General features: G+C 65.8%; 20 protein-coding genes. 7 read left to right on the forward strand and 13 right to left on the reverse strand.

Annotated features, from left to right (window positions below; translation table 11 throughout):
* Positions 1-636: 636 nt before the first annotated feature.
* A complete protein-coding gene (locus JQX08_RS08180) occupies positions 637-1,362 on the forward strand; it encodes a winged helix-turn-helix domain-containing protein (protein WP_204915797.1) in 726 nt (241 codons plus the stop codon).
* A 46-nt stretch (positions 1,363-1,408) separates the two neighbouring features.
* Complete coding sequence (locus tag JQX08_RS08185; RefSeq protein ID WP_204915798.1) at positions 1,409-3,037, forward strand: ATP-binding protein; 1,629 nt, start codon at positions 1,409-1,411, stop codon at positions 3,035-3,037.
* Positions 3,038-3,253: 216 nt separating this feature from the next.
* Here the strand turns inward: JQX08_RS08185 and JQX08_RS08190 are convergent, their stop codons facing one another.
* From JQX08_RS08190 to JQX08_RS08230, 9 genes are all read right to left on the reverse strand, one after another.
* On the reverse strand, positions 3,254-3,967 hold the full coding sequence (locus JQX08_RS08190) for a 4'-phosphopantetheinyl transferase family protein (RefSeq protein WP_204915799.1): 714 nt from the start codon (positions 3,965-3,967) through the stop codon (positions 3,254-3,256).
* Between the two features lie 252 nt (positions 3,968-4,219).
* The gene (locus tag JQX08_RS08195; protein ID WP_204915800.1) at positions 4,220-5,002 is read right to left on the reverse strand and encodes a dienelactone hydrolase family protein; all 783 of its coding nucleotides are present in this window, start codon (positions 5,000-5,002) and stop codon (positions 4,220-4,222) included.
* A gap of 62 nt (positions 5,003-5,064) precedes the next feature.
* A complete protein-coding gene (locus JQX08_RS08200) occupies positions 5,065-5,664 on the reverse strand; it encodes a cytochrome c3 family protein (protein WP_204915801.1) in 600 nt (199 codons plus the stop codon).
* A gap of 10 nt (positions 5,665-5,674) precedes the next feature.
* Positions 5,675-6,157 (reverse strand): nitrate reductase cytochrome c-type subunit, encoded by a 483-nt coding sequence (locus tag JQX08_RS08205; RefSeq protein ID WP_204915802.1) that lies wholly within the window; start codon positions 6,155-6,157, stop codon positions 5,675-5,677.
* 11 nt (positions 6,158-6,168) lie between these two features.
* Positions 6,169-8,673, reverse strand: coding sequence for a nitrate reductase catalytic subunit NapA (gene napA, locus JQX08_RS08210; protein ID WP_204915804.1), 2,505 nt, complete (start codon positions 8,671-8,673; stop codon positions 6,169-6,171).
* On the reverse strand, positions 8,670-8,966 hold the full coding sequence (locus JQX08_RS08215) for a chaperone NapD (RefSeq protein ID WP_204915806.1): 297 nt from the start codon (positions 8,964-8,966) through the stop codon (positions 8,670-8,672). Before JQX08_RS08215 ends, napA begins: the two co-directional genes overlap by 4 nt.
* Positions 8,959-9,438, reverse strand: a complete 480-nt coding sequence (locus JQX08_RS08220; protein ID WP_204915808.1) for a ferredoxin-type protein NapF — start codon at positions 9,436-9,438, stop codon at positions 8,959-8,961. The genes JQX08_RS08215 and JQX08_RS08220 overlap by 8 nt, the downstream gene beginning before the upstream one ends.
* 10 nt (positions 9,439-9,448) lie before the next feature.
* Complete coding sequence (napE, locus tag JQX08_RS08225) at positions 9,449-9,616, reverse strand: periplasmic nitrate reductase, NapE protein (protein ID WP_204915809.1); 168 nt, start codon at positions 9,614-9,616, stop codon at positions 9,449-9,451.
* Between the two features lie 108 nt (positions 9,617-9,724).
* On the reverse strand, positions 9,725-10,726 hold the full coding sequence (locus tag JQX08_RS08230; protein ID WP_204915811.1) for an AraC family transcriptional regulator: 1,002 nt from the start codon (positions 10,724-10,726) through the stop codon (positions 9,725-9,727).
* 188 nt (positions 10,727-10,914) lie between these two features.
* On the opposite strand from JQX08_RS08230, the gene JQX08_RS08235 reads away from it, so the two are divergent.
* The 3 genes from JQX08_RS08235 to JQX08_RS08245 all read left to right on the forward strand — a co-directional run bounded on the left by JQX08_RS08235 (position 10,915) and on the right by JQX08_RS08245 (position 15,026).
* Entirely contained in the window at positions 10,915-12,054 is a 1,140-nt protein-coding gene (locus tag JQX08_RS08235; protein WP_204915813.1) for an acyl-CoA dehydrogenase family protein, read from the forward strand.
* A 133-nt stretch (positions 12,055-12,187) separates the two neighbouring features.
* Positions 12,188-13,825 carry an AMP-binding protein gene (locus tag JQX08_RS08240; RefSeq protein ID WP_204915815.1) on the forward strand — a complete coding sequence of 546 codons (1,638 nt, stop codon included), beginning with the start codon at positions 12,188-12,190 and terminating at the stop codon, positions 13,823-13,825.
* A 19-nt stretch (positions 13,826-13,844) separates the two neighbouring features.
* On the forward strand, positions 13,845-15,026 hold the full coding sequence (locus JQX08_RS08245) for a CaiB/BaiF CoA transferase family protein (RefSeq protein WP_204915817.1): 1,182 nt from the start codon (positions 13,845-13,847) through the stop codon (positions 15,024-15,026).
* A 25-nt stretch (positions 15,027-15,051) separates the two neighbouring features.
* Here JQX08_RS08245 and JQX08_RS08250 read toward each other — a convergent pair whose 3' ends face one another.
* The 4 genes from JQX08_RS08250 to JQX08_RS08265 all read right to left on the reverse strand — a co-directional run bounded on the left by JQX08_RS08250 (position 15,052) and on the right by JQX08_RS08265 (position 17,747).
* Positions 15,052-15,549 carry a SprT family zinc-dependent metalloprotease gene (locus tag JQX08_RS08250; protein ID WP_204915819.1) on the reverse strand — a complete coding sequence of 166 codons (498 nt, stop codon included), beginning with the start codon at positions 15,547-15,549 and terminating at the stop codon, positions 15,052-15,054.
* A 64-nt stretch (positions 15,550-15,613) separates the two neighbouring features.
* A complete protein-coding gene (locus JQX08_RS08255; protein WP_204915821.1) occupies positions 15,614-16,222 on the reverse strand; it encodes a Yip1 family protein in 609 nt (202 codons plus the stop codon).
* Positions 16,223-16,388: 166 nt separating this feature from the next.
* Positions 16,389-16,988, reverse strand: a complete 600-nt coding sequence (locus tag JQX08_RS08260; RefSeq protein ID WP_204915823.1) for a Yip1 family protein — start codon at positions 16,986-16,988, stop codon at positions 16,389-16,391.
* A 165-nt stretch (positions 16,989-17,153) separates the two neighbouring features.
* Positions 17,154-17,747 (reverse strand): DNA-J related domain-containing protein, encoded by a 594-nt coding sequence (locus JQX08_RS08265; RefSeq protein WP_204915824.1) that lies wholly within the window; start codon positions 17,745-17,747, stop codon positions 17,154-17,156.
* 89 nt (positions 17,748-17,836) lie between these two features.
* Here JQX08_RS08265 and ttcA point away from each other — a divergent pair, with 89 nt between their 5' ends.
* Positions 17,837-18,661, forward strand: a complete 825-nt coding sequence (gene ttcA / locus JQX08_RS08270) for a tRNA 2-thiocytidine(32) synthetase TtcA (RefSeq protein WP_204915826.1) — start codon at positions 17,837-17,839, stop codon at positions 18,659-18,661.
* 30 nt (positions 18,662-18,691) lie between these two features.
* Positions 18,692-19,363 (forward strand): DNA-3-methyladenine glycosylase I, encoded by a 672-nt coding sequence (locus JQX08_RS08275; RefSeq protein WP_204915828.1) that lies wholly within the window; start codon positions 18,692-18,694, stop codon positions 19,361-19,363.
* The last annotated feature ends 7 nt before the right edge of the window (positions 19,364-19,370 follow it).

The following is a 19,370-nucleotide window of genomic DNA, read 5'->3' on the forward strand; positions in this document are numbered from 1 at the left end:
TCGTTCCGCTCAAAAACGCCATGCGCACGGCTGGGTGGCCGGTCGCGTGGAATACACAAGCAGGTCAGGAAAAGGCCACGACTCAAGCACTTCCCTGGCTCTCAAGTCACTGCTGCTGGATTTGTGCCAGCACTACATCTAGTGGTGGAACGGGGTTCGCCGCCCTACCGTGAAGCTGCACCCCGGCGCGTCGCTCGCGTTCCTCGGGGTAGTGGCCGGCGCGGTAGCGCCAGGCCGGAATGTCGAAACTTTCTATGCACATTTTCGGGGCTCTCTGCCAGCCGTTGGTGCAACTTCTTCTTGTGTTTCATTGTGAGCCAAAACCCAACATGTAGGTGTCTGGCGCGATGGGGATACAAGATAGTGCGGTGCTACCGGGTTGGCAAGCCGACATTCTCAGCCAGCCTGTGGATAAATCTGTGGGTTACTTTGGGGTAACTTTCGTGAACGCCCGTGCTTGCTGGGGTTGCCCCCTTACTGCCGTTCGTCGTTGGATGTGCGGTCGAAATTTCGGCCTTGCCAGGCGTCGCAGAGCATGCCAGGCGAACACTATATGTGGGGTTTTTGTGAACACCCGGTCACGTCCCGCCCGGCGTTGATACAATGCCGCCGCTGTGCAGTGCAGGAGAGAGTGTGGTGGAGCAGACAGCCTGGCAAATTCTGATCGTCGAAGATGACCAACGCCTTGCCGCGTTGACCCAGGAGTACCTGGAGAGCAACGGCTTGCGCGTGAGCATCGAGTCCGACGGCGCGCGGGCGGCCGAACGTATCCTCCGCGAGCAGCCTGACCTGGTGGTGCTCGACCTGATGCTGCCGGGCGAAGACGGCCTGGCCATCTGTCGCAAGGTACGCGGCCGCTATGCCGGGCCGATCCTGATGCTCACCGCGCGCAGCGACGACATGGACCAGGTGCTCGGCCTGGAGATGGGCGCCGACGACTATGTCTGCAAGCCGGTGCGCCCGCGCGTGCTGCTGGCGCGCATCCGCGCCATGCTGCGGCGCAGCGAGGCGGCCGAGACCGGTGGCAGCGGCGAGGGCCAGCGGCGCCTGGAGTTCGGCGCGCTGGTGATCGACAACGCCATGCGCGAAGCCTGGCTGCGCGAGCAGAGCATCGAGCTGACCAGCGCCGAATTCGACCTGCTCTGGCTGCTGGCCTCCAACGCCGGGCGCATCCTGTCCCGCGAGGAAATCTTCAACGCCCTGCGCGGTATCGAATACGACGGCCAGGATCGCTCCATCGACGTGCGCATTTCGCGGATCAGGCCGAAGATCGGTGACGATCCGATGCACCCGCGGTTGATCAAGACCGTGCGCAGCAAGGGCTACCTGTTCGTCGCCGAGGCGGCCGAAGGCCTGGTCTGAGCGGCGTACGGCCCGGACCGGCCATATAGAGAGAGGGTGGCCCGCGATGAATTCGATCTTCCTGCGCATCTACGGCGGCATGCTCGCCGTGCTGGTGCTGGTCGCGCTGCTCGGCGTGCTGACTGTGCACCTGGTCAACGAGGTGCGCTCCGATCAGTACCGCGACCGCCTGGCGCGCGGCACCTTCAGCCTGATGGCGCACAACCTGGAGCACATGAGTGACGTCGAACGACGTCGCTCGGCGGTGATCTGGGGGCGTCTGCTCGGCGTGCCGCTGAAACTGCAGCCGATCGCGAACCAGCCGCTGGACAGCCGCGAGCGCGGCCAGCTGTTCAGCAACAAGGTCCTGGTCCAGCTGACCGGCCCGCATTCGGTCAAGGTCTACAGCCTGGTCAGCGCCGGCGAGGGCGTGGTGCTGGTCGGCGAAATCCGCCAGATCAGCGAGCAACTGGCCCGCGCCACGTTGTACCTGCTGGTCGACGAACTGGTGCACTTCCCGGTCGCCGAGCAGCCGGCGCGTCTGGCGCAGATCAAGGAAGACCAGAAGTTCGGCTTCGACCTGCACCTGGTGCGCATGGAGAACATCAAGCTCGACGACGACCAGCGCCGCCGCATCGACGAGGGCGATACGGTGATGGCCCTGGGCCAGGGCGGCGACTCCATCAATGTCTATTCCGGGGTGACCGCGACGCCCTGGGTGCTGGAAATCGGCCCGCTGTACCAGATGAATGCCTACCCGCCGGAGCTGATCGGGCCGATCTGCGTGCTCGGCCTGAGCCTGATCGGGCTGATCGTCTACCTGCTGGTGCGTCGCCTGGAGCGCCGCCTGCTGGTCCTCGAAGGGGCGGCAACGCGCATCGCCAGCGGCCGCCTGGAGTCACGGGTGCCCTCCGGTGATGCCGACTCGGTGGGCCGCCTGGCCGACGCCTTCAATGCCATGGCCGAGCACCTGCAAAGTTCGCTGACCATCCAGCGCGAGATGGTCCGCGCGGTGTCCCATGAGCTGCGCACCCCGGTGGCGCGGCTGCGCTTCGGTCTGGAGATGATCGGCGACGCGGAGACCGAGACCGCGCGGCGCAAGTACATGGATGGCATGGACGCCGACATCCAGGACCTCGACAAGCTGCTCGACGAGATGCTCACCTACGCGCGCCTGGAGCAGGGCGCGCCGGCGCTGGACTTCCAGGAGGTCGACCTCGATGCACTGATCGACCAGGTGATCATCGAGTTGGCGCCGCTCTACCCGAACATCCGCGTCGAGCGCGGGCAGATGCGCGCCGCCCCCGACGGCAGCACGGTGGTCGAGGGCGAGTTCCGCTACCTGCACCGCGCCTTGCAGAACCTGCTGAGCAACGCCATGCGCCACGCCGAGTCTCGCGTGCGCCTCAGCTACCAGATCGGCGTGCGGCGCTGCCGGCTGGATGTCGAGGACGATGGTCCGGGCGTGCCGGAAAGCGAGCGTGAGCGGCTGTTCCGCCCGTTCCTACGCCTGGACAACAGCCGCACGCGGGCTTCCGGCGGGCATGGCCTGGGCCTGTCGATCGTGCGGCGGATCATCTACTGGCACGGCGGGCGGGCCTGGATCGGCGACAGCGAGAGCCTCGGCGGCGCGCGCTTCAGCCTGATCTGGCCGCGCCAGCAGACCTCCGGCGACGCCCCTGTTCTGGAGTCCTAAGCGCCGGTTTTGCGCTCTTTGTGTGGGCGCGGCAAGCGACGCGGTTTTTCTGGATGCCCCCTTTTGCAGGCCCGTCATACCGGCGCAGGCCGGTATCCAGCTGCCCGCGCCGAATGGCCCGCAAGCCCTCTGGGCCCCGGCCTGCGCCGGGGTCACGGGTCGGAAGGTGAGGTGGCCGTGGGCGATCCGTGCTGCCGAGGTGGGCGGAAACAGGCTTTAAGCGTCAGCCGTCGGAATGCCGACCAGGCTGAGCAGGCGCCCGTCGAACAGGCTGAATTGCCCGCTCAGTTCGCAACCGGTGCGCCAGGTCGGCGACAGGTCGAGCAGCAGACGCAGGCGCGCCTGGCCGTCGGCCGACCATTCCAGTAGTTCGGCGTGCTCGAAATAGAAACGCTTGAGCACCAGCGGATAGAGCGCCTTGAACAGGCTTTCCTTGAGCGAGAAGGTTAGGGTGACCAGTTGCGCCTGCTGCTCGGCGGGTTGCCGCTGCAGGCGCTGGAGTTCGTTGGCAGTGAGGATTTCCCCGGCCAGCCGCGCGGCGCGCTCGGTGCTGAGCAGGCGCTCGACGTCCAGGCCGAGTCCGGCCCAGTCCTGGCGCTGACCCACCACCGCGGCGGCCCAGCCATGGCTGTGGGTGATCGAGCCGCACACCCCGGCCGGCCACTGTGGCGCGCGGTCGGCGCCTATCGCGGGGAATTGCGGCGGTTGACCGAGCAGGTGCAAGGCCTCGCGAGCGCACAGGCGCCCGGCGAGGAATTCGCCCTGGCGCTTACCGGCACCCTTTGGTGCTGCGAGGCCGCAGTCGGCGAAGTCGCTCGGCGCCAGCAACTCTGCATCGAACGTCGCGCTGACCAGTCGCGCACCGGGTAGCGGCACGGGCAACGGCCAATGGTCGAGCAGGGCGGGGCAGCAGGCGGGCAGCGCATTCATGCGGGCATTCTGCCGATGGCGCCGCCGCGCGGCTAGCGTGCCGCGGCGTTTACATTTCTTTGCAAAGCGCCAACAAAGCGCAACGGATGCCCGCGGGGGCTTGTGTCAGATTAGCGCCGCGCTTCGTTTGAGGTGCAGATGAGGTTGTATCCCGCCGCCAGAGCGTTGCTGATGTCGGTGGCGGGTGTTTTCTCAGTTTGAGTGCGGGAGCCGATTGGCTCCCGTTTTTTTTGCCTGAGATTCGCCGCCGGCTCAGCCGAAGATTGAGGCGAAGAACGCCTGCAGGTCGGCCCAGGATTTCTCGTCGGCGTTCTTGTCGTAGCCCACGTCGAGACCATGGTCCTTGTGCATGTCGGCCTCGGGGCTGGTGAAGCTGTGCTTGGCGCCGGGCTGCTCGACGAACTTGTAGTCGACCTTGGCGGCGTCCATTTCCTGCTTGAAGGCGGCGACGCTCGCCGGCGGCACGATGGTGTCGGCGCTGCCGTGCTCGACCAGGATCTTGGCCTTGACCACGCCAGGCTGGGCCGGAGTCTTGGTATCTAGTACGCCGTGGAAGCTCGCCACACCGAGCAGCGGCATGCCCTGGCGGGCCATGTCCAGCACCACGCGGCCGCCGAAGCAGTAGCCAATCGCGGCGATCTTCGCCGGGTCGGTCTGCGGCTGCGCCTTGAGCAGTTCGACCCCGGCGGCGAAGCGCGCGTCGGCGACCTTGGCATCCTTCAGCGCGGCCTGCATGAAGGCCATGGCTTCCTTGGGATGCGCGGCGGTCTTGCCGTCGCCGTACATGTCGACGGCCAGCGCGCTGTAGCCCAGCGCGGCGAGGTCGCGGGCGCGGCGCTTGGCGTAGTCGTTGAGGCCCCAGAATTCGTGGACGACGATGACGCCCGGGCGTTTGCCGGCCTTGGCATCGTCATAGGCGTAGTAGCCGATCAGCTTGGTGCCGTCGGCGGACTGGTAGGGAATGGTTTGGGTCTTGATTTCGGCCTGGGCGCTAAAGGCGCAGGCGAGCAGGAGCAGGGCGAGCAGCGGGCGCATGGCGAATCCTCCGGACGGGACCGACAAGGGTAGACCAGCGCGCGCGGATTTCCCGCCGCGGGTCATTTCCAGCCCGGCACGCCGCTCATGTCCGGCAGGTGGTGGGCGATGCCCTTGTGGCAGTCGATGCAGGTCGCCTTGCCGCTGGCCAGCGCGGTGGAGTGCATCTGCCGGGCCCGCTGGCTCTGCCGGGTGAAGTCCATGAACTCGAAGTTGTGGCAGTTGCGGCATTCCAGCGAGTCGTTGGCCTTCAGCCGCGCCCATTCGTGCTCGGCCAGTTCGCGGCGGTGTTCGACGAACTTCTCGCGGGTGTTGATGGTGCCGAAGATCTTGCCCCAGACCTCCTTGGAGGCCTGCATCTTGCGCGCGATCTTGTCGGTCCACTGGTGCGGCACGTGGCAGTCCGGGCAAGTGGCGCGTACCCCGGAGCGGTTGCTGTAGTGGATGGTGTCCTTCAGTTCGACGAACACGTTGTCGCGCATCTCATGGCAGGAAGTGCAGAATTTCTCGCTGTTGGTGGCCTCCAGCGCGGTGTTGAAGCCGCCCCAGAAGACGATCCCGGCGACGAAGCCGATCAGGGTCAGGAAGCCCAGGCTGTAGTGCACGCTCGGTCGGCGCAACACCTGCCAGTAGCCGAGGAGCCAGGCGATCAATGCTTTCATCTCACGCTCCTCAAGGGTTGCCGGTCGAGGTGCCCGCGTCGCGCTGCAGGATCGTGTCGATGTCCTCGAACACGTTGCCCACCAGCGGCTTCACGTCTTTCTGCGGCACGTGGCACTGCACGCAGAAGTAGCGTCGCGGCGCCACGGCGGCGAGCGCCTGGCCGTCGCGGTCCATGTAGTGGGTGATGCTGATCATCGGCGCCTGGGTGCGCGCGCTGGCCGCGCGGCTGTGGCAGGACAGGCACTTGTTGCTGTTGGTGTCGATGCGGTAGCCGCGAATGGTGTGCGGGATGGTTGGCGGCTGCTCGGGGTAGTTGCGCTCGCGTTTGATGTCCTTGTTTTCCTCGTCGGCCAGCGGTGGTGCCGGCATGCTTTCGGTGAGGTGGCCGCCGGGGCGACGGCCGTCCGGGCCGGGTGCGTCCAGCGGGTAATCGGCGGCGAGCAGCGGCAGCGACAGCAGCGCGCCGGTGAGGAGCAGGCAGATGCGGTTCATGGCGGCGCTCCTCAGGCCAGGCTGACCAGTTCGATGCGGACCGCGCACTTCTTGTAGTCGGTCTGCTTGGAGATCGGATCGGTGGCGTCCAGGGTGACCTTGTTGATCAGCTTGTTGGCGTCGAAGAACGGCACGAACACCAGGCCCTGCGGCGGTTTGTTGCGTCCGCGCGTTTCGATCCGTGCGCGGATTTCGCCACGCCGGCTGATCACCTTCACTTCGCTGCCGCGGCGCACCTTCAGCTCGCGGGCGTCGTCCGGGTGCATGTACACCAGCGCGTCGGGCACCGCCTTGTACAGCTCGGGCACCCGCGCGGTCATGCTGCCGGTGTGCCAGTGTTCGAGCACCCGGCCGGTGCACAGCCAGAACGGATATTCCTGGTCCGGCGCCTCCGCCGGGGGCTCGTAGGGCAGGGCGAAGATGATCGCCTTCTTGTCCGGGTAGCCATAGAACTGCACCTCGCTGCCGGCCACCACATAGGGGTCGTGGCCCTCGCGGTAGCGCCAGCGGGTTTCCTTGCCATCCACCACCGGCCAGCGCAGGCCGCGCGCCTCGTGGTAGGCGTCGAACGGCGCGAGGTCGTGGCCGTGGCCGCGACCGAAGCGCGCGTACTCCTCGAACAGGCCCTTCTGGATATAGAAGCCGAACGCCTCGGCCTCGTCGTTGGCGTAGCCCTTGGCGATTTCCTCGTTGGCCGCGGAATCGACCTGGCCGTTCTTGTAGAGCACCTCATAGAGGGTCTTGCCCTTCAGCTCCGGGGCCTTGGCCAGCAGCTCGGCGGGCCACACCTCGTCGGTGGTGAAGCGCTTGGAGAATTCCACCAGCTGCCAGAGGTCGGACTTCGCCTCGCCCGGCGCTTTCACCAGCTGGTGCCAGAACTGCGTGCGCCGCTCGGCATTGCCGTAGGCGCCTTCCTTTTCCACCCACATGGCGGTTGGCAGGATCAGGTCGGCGGCCTGCGCGGAGACGGTCGGGTAGACGTCGGAGACGATCACGAAGTTGTCCGGGTTGCGCCAGCCGGGCAGGGTCTCCTGCATGATGTTCGGCCCGGCCTGCATGTTGTTGCAGGCCTGCGTCCAGTACACGTTGAGCACGCCGTCCTTGAGCATGCGGCTCTGCTGCACGGCGTGGAAACCGACCTTCTCCTGGATGGTGCCGGGCGGCAGCTTCCAGATCTTCTCCGCCGTCTCGCGGTGCTTCGGGTTGGTCACCACCATGTCGGCCGGCAGGCGGTGGGCGAAGGTGCCGACCTCGCGGGCGGTGCCGCAGGCCGACGGCTGGCCGGTCAGCGAAAACGGGCTGTTGCCCGGCTCGCTGATCTTGCCGGTGAGCAGGTGCAGGTTGTAGGTCAGGTTGTTGGCCCACACCCCGCGGGTGTGCTGGTTGTAGCCCATGGTCCAGAACGACATGACCTTGCGCTTCGGATCGGCGTACAGCTCGGCCAGCGCCTTCAGGCGTTCGGCCGGCACCCCGGATTCCTTGGCGGCGCGTTCCAGGGTGTAGGGTTTGACGAAGGCGGCGAACTCGTCGAAGGAGATGTCCGTCCAGGTGTTGGCCTTGTCGGCGTTCTTCGCCTTCTTCTCCAGTGGGTCGGTGGGGCGCAGGCCGTAGCCGATGTCCTCGGCGCCGTGGGCGAACTTGGTGTGCTTGGCGACGAAGTCCTTGTTCACCGCGCCGCTCTGGATGATGTGGTTGGCGATGTAGTTGAGGATCACCAGGTCGGTCTGCGGCTTGAACACCATGGGGATGTCGGCGAGGTCGAAGCTGCGGTGCTCGTAGGTCGACAGCACCACGACCTTGACCTGCGGCGCACTAAGCCGCCGGTCGGTGACCCGCGACCACAGCACCGGGTGCATCTCGGCCATGTTCGAGCCCCACAGCACGAAGGTGTCGGTGGCCTCGATGTCGTCGTAGCAGCCCATCGGCTCGTCCATGCCAAAGGTGCGCATGAAGCCCATCACCGCCGAGGCCATACAATGCCGGGCGTTGGGGTCGATGTTGTTACTGCGCAAACCGGCCTTGAACAGCTTGTTGGCGGCGTAGCCTTCCCACACCGTCCATTGCCCGGAGCCGAACATGCCCACCGATTCCGGGCCCTTGGCCTTCAGCGCGGCCTTGAACTTCTCCTCCATGATGTCGAAGGCCTGCTCCCAGCTGACCTGCTGGAACTCGCCCTGCTTGTCGTACTTGCCACCGCTCATGCGCAGCAGCGGGTGGGTCAGGCGGTCGCTGCCGTACATGATCTTCGACAGGAAGTAGCCCTTCACGCAGTTGATGCCGCGGTTGACCTCGGCCTTGATGTCGCCGTGGGTGGCGACCACCTTGCCGTCGCGGGTGGCGACCATCACGCTGCAGCCGGTGCCGCAGAAGCGGCAGGGCGCCTTGTTCCAGTCCAGGCGGGTCATGTCCGCCTCGGTGACCAGGTTGCTGGCGGTGGAGAGGATCGGCAGGCCGGCGGCCGCCGCGGCGATGGCGGCGGCGTTGGCCTTGGCGAATTCACGGCGGGTCATCTTCATGGTTGCGCTACTCCAGCGTGGACGGACGCGCTGCTGTGCGCGGCCTCCGGCTCCTCGAGCACTTCGTGGTAGACCAGGTTGGCGTTGAGCACGCCGGACAGGCTCTGGATGGCGGTCACACAGTCGAGAATCTGGCTTTCCCGCTCGGCTTCGAGGACCACCACCAGCTTGCCCAGCGGGCTTTCCTGATGCAGCTCCAGGCCCGGCAGGCGGCGCAGCTGGGCTTTCACGGCCTGCAGGTGCTCCGGGCGGGTGTGGACGATCAGGCTGGCGATCTGCGTGGGTTCAGGCATGCGCGGGTTCCTCGGCGATCAGGCGGATCGCCTGGTTGGGGCAGGGCGCCAGGCAGGCGCCGCAGCCGGTGCAGGCGAGCGGGTCGAGTTGCGGTTGCGCGGGGCCGCCGAGCTGCAGTTGGAAACGGATCGCCCGCGCCGCGCAGGCGTCCTCGCAGCTGCGGCAGTGGATGCCGGCCAGCGCCAGGCAGTGCGCGTCGATCTGCGCGTGCCAGGCAAAGGCGACGCGGGAGAGGTCGAATACCCCGGCCTCGCAGACGCTGGCGCAGTCGCCGCACAGCGAGCAGCCGCTGTGGCTGAGCTCGAGCTGCGGGAAGCCGCCGTCGCCGCCGATCAGCACCTGTTCCGGGCAGGCGTCAAGGCAGGCGTTGCAGCGTGTGCAGCGTTCGGTGAAATCACTGGCAGTCCACGGCGGGCGGCGTACCACGGGCGCACCACCGAGGCGCCTGAACCAGGCGCGTCGGGCGAGCATGCGGGCGCTCCTACACCGGCGGCCCGGGAGGGCCGACGACCAGTTGGTACATCCAGACGAGGAACCCATAGCCACCGACGATGGCTACGGAGAGCAAGGGAAACAGGCAAATCACGAGAAAGAGAAACAGGCGGGTTTCCTTGCCCTTGTCTGCTTTATATCCAGCGTCGCTAATCATGGTGGTCAGGCTCCAGCCATGTGGCTGACTTGAGCCTAGCCCCTGCATTTCATAAGGACAAAAACGCGGGGTGGCGTCGGCGACCAACGGCGCTTCGCCTCAGAGCAGTTAGATGTCCTGATGGGCGCGATAGGCGCCGGGGGTCAGCCCGGTCCATTTCTTGAACGCGCGGTGGAAGGCCGAGGCCTCGGAGAAACCGAGCTGCTCGGCGATGTCCTGCAGGCTCAGGCCGTCGCGGCCGAGGTGGTAGATGGCCAGGTCGCGGCGCAGATGGTCCTTGAGCTCCTGGAAGCTGGTGCCTTCCTCGCGCAGGTGGCGGCGCAGGGTCTGCGGGCTGGTGTGCAGCTGGCTGGCGACGTGGTCGAGGTCCGGCCACTGATTGCAGTCGCGCCCCAGCAGACGGCGGATCTGGCTGGTCAGGCTGTCGCCACCGTCGGGTCGGGCGAGTAGGTCGGCCGGCGAGTTCTTGAGGAATTGCTTGAGCGTGCGCTCGTCCTGCAGCAGCGGCATGTCCAGGTAGCGGGTCTGGAAGCGCAGGCCGGTGCGTCCGGCGGCAAAGCGCTGCGGCGCCGGGAACAGCAGGTCGTATTCGCCGCTGTGCGCCGGTTCGGGGTAACTGAAGGCGGCTTCCAGCAGGCGGATGCGCTGGCCGATCAGCCAGCTGCCGAGGCGGTGCCAGATCAGCAGCAGGCTCTCGACGAGGAAATGGTCGGGGTCGTTCAGTCGGCTGTCGTCGACCAGCAGCCAGACGCTGTCGCCGTCGCGCTCCAGGGAGAGCTTCGGCGCTTCCTCGAACAACCCGTAGAACATCATGCCGCGGCCCCAGGCCTTCTCCAGGGTCGGGCAATGGATCAGCGTGTAGCAGGCCATGGCGAAGGTGCCGGGCTTGCTGCGGCCGCGACCGAAGCCCATGTACTCGTCTTCCAGGGCGTCCCACACGCGCTGCATCAATGCGGTGAACTGCTCCGGGGCGATGCGCGCACGCGGCTCGTTGAGCACCGCCGGCGGCAGGTTGAGTTCGGCCAGCAATGCCGTGGTGTCCAGCCCGCGCCGCTCGGCGCCACGCAGGGCGGCACGGACAAAATGGCTGGCGATGGTGCGTTCACGCATGGCTTCGGGCTCGTCGACGGGGCCGCCCGATGGTAGTCAGCGCGCCGCGCAGGGACAACCCGGTCGTTGTAACGGCGCACCTCCGGCTGTGCGAATGCGTCAACGCATCCTGAGCGCATGCGTCATTGAGAGGGGGGGGGGCGGCTGCTTAACCTGCGGAGAGCACAAAAATCCACGAGGATCACCCCATGCAACGCATCCACTTCGAAACCGAACACGACATGTTCCGCGACTCGTTCCGCAGTTTCCTGCAGAAGGAAGTGGTGCCGCATCAAGAGGCCTGGGAAGAGGCCGGCGTGGTCGATCGCGAGGTGTGGAAGAAGGCCGGCGAGATGGGCTTTCTGCTGCCTTGGGCGGACGAGGAGTACGGCGGCCTGGGCCTCAAGGATTTCCGCTATGAGCAGGTCATGTGCGAGGAGCTGGCCAACATCAACGAGCCGGGCTTCATGATTCCGCTGCACTCGGCGCTGTGCGGTCCTTACATCGCCGAATACGGCAACGCCGAGCAGAAGGCTCGTTTGCTCCCCGGAATTATCCGTGGCGAGACCATCCTCGCGGTGGCGATGACCGAACCGGCCGCCGGTTCCGACCTGGCCGGCATGCGCGCTACGGCCGTGGACAAGGGCGACCACTACCTGCTCAACGGCTCCAAGGTGTTCATCTCCAACGGTCTGCTGGCCGACGTGGTGATCGTCGCGGCGAAGACCGACCCGTCGAACAAGCACGCCATGGGCTTGTTCCTGGTCGAGCGCGGCATGGAGGGCTTCGAGCGTGGGCGCAACCTGAAGAAGCTCGGCATGAAGAGCCAGGACACCGCCGAGCTGTTCTTCAACAACGTCAAGGTGCCGAAGGAAAACGTGCTCGGTGATGCCAAGGCCGGCTTCTTCTACCTGATGAACATGCTCGCCCAGGAACGCCTGACCAACGCCTGCGGCGCGGTGGCCGGCGCCGAGGCGGCGCTGCAGACCACCATCGACTACGTCAAGGAGCGCCAGGCCTTTGGCCGCTCGGTGGCGCAGTTCCAGAACACCCGCTTCAAGCTGGCCGAGATGCGCACCCAGGTGGACGTCGCCCAGGTGTTCGTCGACCGCTGCGTGATGGACCACAACCAGAAGAAACTCACCCCGGAAGTCGCCGCCGAGGCCAAGCTGTTCACCACCGAACTGCTTGGCAAGGTGGTCGATGAAGGCGTGCAGCTGCACGGCGGCTGGGGCTACATGTGGGAATACCCGATCTGCAAGATGTACGCGAACGCGCGCATCCAGCGCATCTTCGCCGGCACCTCGGAGATCATGAAGGAGATCATCAGCCGCGGCATGAAGCTCTGATCCGCGTGCGCACTAGCGCAACGTTCCGTTACGCACTGAGCCTTTGTCTTCGCCGCTCAGGAAGGCAGAGTAGGGTACGGGCGCCGCGCGCCCGATGCTGTTCCCTCCCAACAACAAGAAGAAGGGTTGAGCGATGACTGAACAACTACCGTTGCAGCGTTTTGCGCAGTGGGTGGCGCAGAAGCCCGATACGGTTTGGCTGCGCCAGCCGCGCGAGCGAGTCTGGCATGCGTTGACCTGGCGCGAGGTCGACGACCAGGCGCGGCGCTTGGCGACCGCGATGCACGCGCTGGGCTGCGAGCCGGGTGACCGGGTGGCGCTGTTCTCGAAGAATTGCGCGGAATGGTTTGTCGCCGATCTGGCGATCATGCTCGCCGGGCTGGTCAGCGTGCCGCTGTACCCGACCCAGTCGGCCGACGGCATCGACTACGTGCTGCGCCACGCGGCGTGCAAGGCGATCTTCCTCGGCAAGCTGGACGGCCAGGACAAGCTCGATTCGGCGATCCCCGCCGAGGTCAAGCGCATTGCCATGCCCTATCCGACGCTGCCGGCGCAGTACCACTGGGACGAGCTGTTGCGCGAGCACGCGCCGCTGGTAGTCGCCCACGAGCAGCAGCCCGAGGAAATCCTCAGCATCCTCTACACCTCCGGCACCACCGGCCAGCCCAAGGGCGTAATGCTCTCGGCGCGGGCGATGATGTTCGCCGCGCAGGGCGCGGTGGGCGAGCAGCAGATCGGCGAAGACGACCAGTATTTCTCCTACCTGCCGCTGTCGCACGCCGCCGAGCGCTTCCTGGTCGAGTTCGAGAGCCTCTGCGCCGGCGCCACGGTGAGCTTCGCCGAGTCGCTGGAGACCTTCGCCGACGACCTGCGCCAGGTTCGCCCGACGGTGTTCTTCGCCGTGCCACGGCTGTGGACGCGCTTCCAGCAGGGCGTGCTGGAAAAACTGCCGGCCGCCAAGCTGGACCGCTTGCTGGGCATTCCGCTGGTCGGCGGGCTGGTGGCGCGCAAGATTCGCCGTGGTCTGGGCCTCGACCGCGCGCGCATCCTGGTGTCCGGTGCGGCACCAATTCCCCGTGCGCTGCTCGAGTGGTACCAGCGCATCGGCCTGGTCATCTGCGAGGGCTACGGGATGACCGAGAACTTCGCCTACGGCACCTTCAACCGGCCCGGCCAGGTGCACCTCGGCACGGTCGGCCGCCCGATGCCCGGCCTGGAACTGCGCATCGACGACAGCGGCGAGGTGCTGTTCCGTAGTCGCGCGCTGATGACCGGCTACTACCTCGACCCGGAAAAGACCGCCGAAACCCTGCGCGACGGCTGGCTGCACACCGGCGACAAGGGCGAAATCGATGCCGGCGGCTACCTGACCATCACCGGGCGCCTGAAAGACATCTTCAAGACCAGCAAGGGCAAGTACATCGCCCCGGCGCCGATCGAAGGCGAGCTGGCCAAGAGCACCTGGATCGAGCAGGTCTGCCTGATCGGCAGCGGCATGGATCAGCCATTGGCGCTGGTCGAACTGGCGCCGTCGGCACGTGAGGCGGCCCGCGAGCAGGTCGCCGGCGATTTGCTGGGGGTACTTGGCGCGCTCAACGAGCGGCTGTTGCCGCACGAGCGGATCAGCAGCCTGCTGGTGGTGCGCGACGCCTGGACCATCGACAACGGCTGCATGACGCCGACCATGAAAATCCGCCGCAACGTGCTCGAAGCACGCTTCGCCGACGCGGTGGCCGCCCTCGATGTGCGCCAGCCGCTGCACTGGCAATGACTGGACCGAAGGAGTTGCAATGAAAGGCCCGCTGTCGTCCCTGAAGATTCTCGATTTCTCCACCCTGTTGCCCGGTCCGTTCGCCTCGCTGTTGCTGGGTGACATGGGTGCCGAGGTGCTGCGCATCGAATCGCCGACGCGCATGGACCTGCTGCGGGTGATGCCGCCGCACGATGGCGGCGCCTCGACGGCGCACGCCTACCTGAACCGCAACAAGCGCAGCCTCGCGCTCGACCTCAAGCGCCCGGAGGCGCTCGAGGTGGTCAAGCAACTGCTCGGCGACTACGACATCGTCCTCGAGCAGTTCCGCCCGGGGGTGATGGAGCGCCTGGGCCTCGGCTACGAGGCGCTCAAGGCGATCAACCCGCGGCTGATCTACGTGTCGATTACCGGTTACGGGCAGACCGGCCCGTACAAGGACCGCGCCGGGCATGACATCAACTACCTGGCGCTGTCCGGAGTCGCCGCGCAGACCGGCCGCCGCGACACCGGCCCTCTGCCGCTCGGCGTGCAGGTGGCGGACATCGCCGGTGGCTCCTTCCATGCGGTGATGGGTCTGCTGGCCGCCGTGATCCAGCGCCAGCAGACGGGCGAAGGGCAGTACATCGACATCAGCATGACCGACTGCGCGTTCAGCCTGCATGCCATGGGTGGCGCCGGTTATCTGGCCTGCGGCGAGGAGCCGCAGATGGAAAGCCAGACCCTCAACGGCGGCAGCTTCTACGACTATTACCGCAGCCGCGACGGGCGCTGGTTGTCGGTCGGCAGCCTGGAGCCGCAGTTCATGCAGCAGCTGTGCAGCGCGCTGGGCCGTCCCGAGCTGGCTGCGCGCGGTCTGTCGCGCAAGCCGGAAGACCAGGCGGCGCTCAAGCGCGAGCTGCAGATCGAGTTCGAACTGCGCGATTTCGCCGAGTGGTGCGAGCTGTTCGCCGGCCTGGATGCCTGCGTGGAGCCGATGCTCGGCCTCGCCGAGGCGATCGAGCATCCGCAGTTCAAGGCCCGCGAGCTGGTGGTCGAGGTGCCGCGCGAGGGGCTGCCGGCGCAACGGCAGATCGCCTGCCCGATCAAGTTCTCCTCCGGTCTGCCGGCACCGCAGCATGTCGGCGCGCCGCTCGGGGCGCATAGCGAGGAGGTCTTGCACGGTTTGGGCTACAGCACCGAGCAGATCGCCACGCTGAAGGCGGCGAAAGTCATCGCCTGATCGACGTCAGTCAGCGCGGCTCGGGTTACTCGACCCGCTGCTGGCCGCTGAATACCAGGGTCGTCTTGCAGCGCCGGCAGTAGTAGCGCCGCCCCTTGGCCACCAGGGCGTGACGCTGGGCGGAGAAGGGGAACTCGTCGTTTTCCGCGCAGGCGCACAGGTATATGTAGCGGCTGACCCGGCGGCGTTTGACGTCATAGCTGTGGCAGCGGTGCGGCGGCAATTCATAGACGCCACGCATGATCAGCTGCCATTCCTCGCCGTGCGGCTGGATCTTCGCGCCGAACAGCTGGTGAGCGATCAGGTGCGCCACTTCGTGGGCGACGGTCTGCTTGAGGAAATCTTCACTGTTTTCCCGATACAGCTGCGGGTTGAAACGCAGCTTGTTCTCGGTGAGGTGGGCTACGCCGGCCTTCTGGCCACGCAGCTGAAAACTGACCTCGGGGCGCGGGAAACGCCGTTTGAAAAAGGCTTCGGCCTGCTGGTAGCAGGCCTCGACGCGGGCATTGAGCAACTCGGGCATAGGGCACTCCAGAGCGCGCCATTATGCCCGTATCGCTGCCGGGCCTGAATCGCCGTTCGCCGGCTCAGGGCGTCAGGCGCTGGTAGTCGGGCATCAGGTAGAAGTTCCACACCAGGATCGCCGAGACCAGGAAGGTCACCAGCAACAGCATGCCGACGCCCCAGGTGGCGCCGAAGTAGAAGTACGACTCCGACTGGCGCTGGCGCAGGAAGGTCGGCAGGCCGATGAACAGTAGGTAGGTGGCGTAGGCCGAGGCCGCGCCGAGCACCACGACCGCCAGCCAGCGCATCGGATACAGCGCCGCGAGGCCGGCGACGAAGTACGGCATGGCGGTGTAGGCCATGAAGGCGATGCACTCGTTGAGGCTGGGGCGCGCCTCCAGCCGGCTGGTGAGGTAGCGCAGGAACCCGCCCATCAGCGCCACGCCGAGCAGCGTGTAGGCATACAGCAGCACGCTCAGTTGCAGCGCGCTGGCCGAGCCGAGCTTGACCGTCTCGTCGCCCGCCAGGCTCCAGCCGACCAGGGTGCTGCCGATGTACAGGCTGATGGCGGGAATCAGGGCGAACAGCAGCAGGTGCCCCAGGTAGTGCAGGTGGTGCTGTTCTTCGGTGTGGCGGATGTCGTGCCAAGCGCGATCGGGCTTGGTGAACAGCGTCAGCAATAGCGGCTTCATGGCAGAGCTCCTCGTCGTGTGCGGGTGCTAGCGGTTTACCTAAGGGTTAGAAACCGCGGAGCGGACGAGGGGTTCAATGTTTCGCTCGGGCCCGGACAGCACAAGGCCGCCCGTGGGCGGCCTTGTGTGAGGGTGGTGCAGGTCAGGCAACCTGCGTGGCATGCGTTCAGTAGCGATAGATCGGTCCGATGCCCGAACCCCACAACACCACCGACAGGGCAATCATCGCCACCAGCACGACCAGGCCGACGGCCAGGACCGAACTGGAGAAGAGGAAGCCTTCGTCCTTGGGTATGTTCATGAAGGTCGGGATGCCGACATACAGCAAGTACACCGTGTAGCAGATCGCCGCCGTACCGACCGCCATCGCCAACCACAGGTTCGGGTACAACGCCGCTAGGCCGCCGATGAACAGCGGGGTAGCGGTGTACGCGGCGAACACCACGCATTGGGTCATGGTCGGGCTGGCGTCGTAGGTGCGTGCCATCCAGTGGATGAACGCGCCCATCACGGCCACGCCGGCCAGCATGGCGAGGTAGGACAGGATGGTCATGGCCATGGCGCTGCCTTCGGTGAGCATCACCGGCGCGCCGTTGCCGATGGTCCAGCCCACCTGGGTGGTGCCGATGTAGGCGGATACCGCAGGAATCGCGGCGAGAAGGAGAACGTGGGTCAGGTACATGTGGCTGATGGATTCTTCTTCGCCACGGATTTCTTGCCACTCTTGGTCGGGATGGGTGAAAAGCCCCAGAACGTGATGGATCATGCCAAACACTCCTCTTGTTATGCGATCGCCCCCCAGCGATGCGCCCGGGGCGCATGTCAGCGCTGCCGGGTGCACGGGCCGAATCTCTGCGACCGTGTGTCGCAGTATGGCATGGGCTTGGAGGCCGCGCCGTCCGTGGCTTTAGAGCGAATTGCTCTCTAAAACTCAGGAGTAATAGCGCTCGAGAATTTCCATCGCGAGGTTGATCGACTGCAGCCGGGCGGTGCTGCCGCCGCGATCGGGGTGGTGCTCGCTGACCAGTTGCCGGTAGCGGTGCTTGATGGTGCCGAGGTCGAGCTTGCGGCTGGTGTCGAGGCCGAACAGCTCTAGCGCGGCGTGTTTCTCCTCGCCGCCCTGCATCCGCGTCCAGAAGCTGGTGAGCATTTTCTCCACGTCTTCTTCGCGGGTATCGCGCAGGTTGCGCAGGTCGAGGTAGTACGCGCGCAGCGGATCATGCTCGCTCAAGGCCATTTCGCCCGGACTGTAGGGCAGCAGCTGGATATGCAGCGGGCCGATCTGCAGGTGCCCGCTCTGCTGGGCCCACAATTGATCGCGCAGCCGGTACAGCGCGTTGAACACCAGGAAATGGGTGCGGAACAGCACCAACTTGTCGGTCAGCGGCAAGTGCGGGATGTGTGTGGAGTGGCGGCTTTTCAGACGCTGGATGAGCAGGTGCTCGCTGCAGCCGTCGACCGTCTCACGCAAGAGAATGAGCAATTGCTCGGCGAGATCCAGCTCGCCATCGAAATCGTTGTTCATCGCCCGAGCCTAGCATCGGGGGTGGGGCGGCAACCGCTTTGTGCGTAAAATGATCGGCTTTCGTCACATCTCGCGGACTCCAGCGCACCATGGGCACCCTTTCGGTCAACCAGAACAAACTGCAGAAACGTATTCGTCGCCAGGCCGGCGAAGCCATCACCGACTTCAACATGATCGAGGATGGCGACAAGGTCATGGTCTGCCTGTCCGGCGGCAAGGACAGCTACACCATGCTCGACGTGCTGCTCTATCTGCAGAAGGTCGCGCCGATCAAGTTCGAGATCGTGGCCGTGAACATGGACCAGAAGCAGCCGGGCTTCCCGGAGCATGTGCTGCCGGCCTACCTGGAAGCGCTCGGCGTGGCGTACCACATCATCGAGAAAGACACCTACTCGGTGGTCAAGGAAAAGATCCCGGAAGGCAAGACCACCTGCTCGCTGTGCTCGCGCCTGCGCCGCGGCACGCTGTACACCTACGCCGACGAGATCGGCGCGACCAAGATGGCGCTCGGTCACCACCGCGACGACATCCTCGAAACCTTCTTCCTCAATATGTTCTACGGCGGCACGCTGAAGGCCATGCCGCCGAAGCTGCTCTCCGACGACGGTCGCAACGTGGTAATTCGTCCACTGGCCTACTGCAGCGAGAAGGACATCGAGGCGTACTCCGAGCTCAAGGAGTTCCCGATCATTCCGTGCAACCTGTGCGGCTCGCAGGAGAACCTGCAGCGCCAGGTGGTCAAGGAAATGCTGCTGGAGTGGGAGCGCAAGTCGCCGGGGCGCACCGAGATCATGTTCCGCGCCCTGCAGAACGTGGTGCCGTCGCAGCTCGCCGACCGCGAGCTGTTTGACTTCACCAGCCTGCGCATCGACGACAACGCCACCCCGCGGTTCCTCGATGTGATGAACCTGTAATCAGCGACGACGGCAAAGGGCGAAGGATCGATGCGCGACTATCAATGGCTGCATGAGTACTGCCTGAACCGCTTCGGCTCGGGCGCGGCGCTGGAAGCACGGCTGCCGCAGGTGAAGTCAGACGCCGAGCTGCGCGCGCTCAGCGATGACCGCTATCTGTCGACCATCGCCCTGCGCGTGTTCCGCGCCGGGCTCAAGCACAGCCTGGTGGATGCCAAGTGGCCGGCCTTCGAGCAGGTGTTCTTCGGTTTCGACCCGGAAAAGGTGGTGCTGATGGGCGCCGAGCATCTCGAACGGCTGATGCACGACGAACGCTTGATCCGCCACCTCGGCAAGCTCAAGAGCGTGCCGCGCAATGCCCAGTTCATCCTCGATGTGGCGCGCGAGAAGGGCAGCTTCGGCGCGCTGATCGCCGAGTGGCCGGTCACCGATATCGTCGGTCTGTGGAAGTTCCTGGCCAAGCGCGGCAGCCAGCTCGGCGGCTTGTCCGCGCCGCGTTTCCTGCGCATGGTCGGCAAGGACACCTTTATTCCCACCGACGACATGGTCGCCGCGCTCAAGGCGCAGGAGATCATCGACAAGGCGCCGACCAGCCTCAAGGACCTGGCGCTGGTGCAAGCGGCGTTCAACCAGTGGCATCAGGAGAGCGGGCGTCCGCTGTGCCAGCTGTCGGTCATGCTGGCGCACACCGTCAACCACTGAACCGCGC

This window comes from Zestomonas insulae, assembly GCF_016901015.1.
Classification (GTDB): domain Bacteria; phylum Pseudomonadota; class Gammaproteobacteria; order Pseudomonadales; family Pseudomonadaceae; genus Aquipseudomonas; species Aquipseudomonas insulae.